Source organism: Specibacter sp. AOP5-B1-6 (assembly GCF_052376555.1).
GTDB lineage: Bacteria > Actinomycetota > Actinomycetes > Actinomycetales > Micrococcaceae > Specibacter.
Genome location: NZ_JBQSVT010000111.1, coordinates 1 through 1221, shown reverse-complemented (window position 1 = coordinate 1221; position 1221 = coordinate 1). Strand labels below are relative to the sequence as shown.

Sequence of the window (1221 nt, the reverse complement as noted above, 5' to 3'; positions counted from 1 at the left end):
TCCCAACGGCACCGGCCCAACCCCCTCACCAACCAACTCGGCCGGCTCATCAGTGATGCCCACCAACCCCAGAAACGGGACCTTAAGCAAAATCTGTGCCCTCGGCAACGGCGGATCCACCATGACCTTGCCCTGGCGCATGGCCTCCAACTGATCCAGGTACTCCTGCTGGCGATCCTCAACAATCCCGTCAACGATCTCATCAACATAACCGGAACCATCCCCAACCAACTCCCCGCACAACGGCACATCCTCCAGCCCCACACCATCCAGAGCGGTGCCCCGACCGGACTGCTGGCCGGGATTCTGGTCAGAGTCCTGGCCAGGGTTCGGGGTGGTGGGCAGGCTGGTGCCGTCAATACGGCCCGGCCCCGCCCCGTCAGGGACGATCGTGCCGCTGAACGGTTCGTTGTCGTCAGGGAGGGCCGCTTCCGCCGCGGGAGTCGTCTCCGGGTTGGTATTGGTGCTGGTGCTGGTGCTGTTGCTGGTGTTGGTGCGGGGCGGGGCCGGATCTGAGTGCGCCCAGACCGGCTCCTCATCAAACAACGTCACCCCAAACGCAGATTTCTCCCCAAAAGGAACACCACCGTCCCCACCAGCACCCGGCCCCTCGCTATTGCAGTAGCCGGAACCGGGGCTGCCAGAAGTACCCCCGGTACTGCCACCACCGGGCACGGCACCACTGCCAGTGAATCCACTGCTGCTGCCGGCACCATTGCCGGTGAACCCGCCACTGCTGCCGCTGCCGGGTGTGTTGCCAAAGTTGTTGGGGCGCCCATCCCGGCCAGCACCCTGGCCAGTGCCAGCACCCTGGCCGCCACGACTGCCAGCACTGGTGAAATCGCTGCCGGCACCCTTGCCAGTGGAACCGCCAGTACCGGCACCATTGCCTTGGTCGTTGTAGCCGCCAGTGCCGCCGTAGCCACGGCTGCTGCTGCTGTTGCTGTTGTTGTTGCTGTGGTGGTTGGGGGTGGGGTTGGTGTAGCTATTGGCGGGGAGTTCCTGGCCCATGAGCAGGATCGCGGCGATATCGGCACGGATCTGCTCACGCGTCCTGTACTCCCGGCAATCCTCCCCACCCCCTGCCGCGTCAGCAGCACGCTGACGGCCCGCAGCATCACTCTTGATCGCCGAGGCGACCCGGTGGCAATGCACCATGATCGCCTCCGCCGCCAACGTCGGAATATGCAGGACCACCCACGACATCCCGTCCTTGCCCGG

1 pseudogene is annotated in these 1221 nt (G+C 65.1%); it reads right to left on the bottom strand.

Annotation, left to right across the window (positions count from 1 at the left end):
• Window positions 1–1221: pseudogene (locus ACT3TS_RS19675) on the bottom strand (hypothetical protein); the annotation flags it as partial.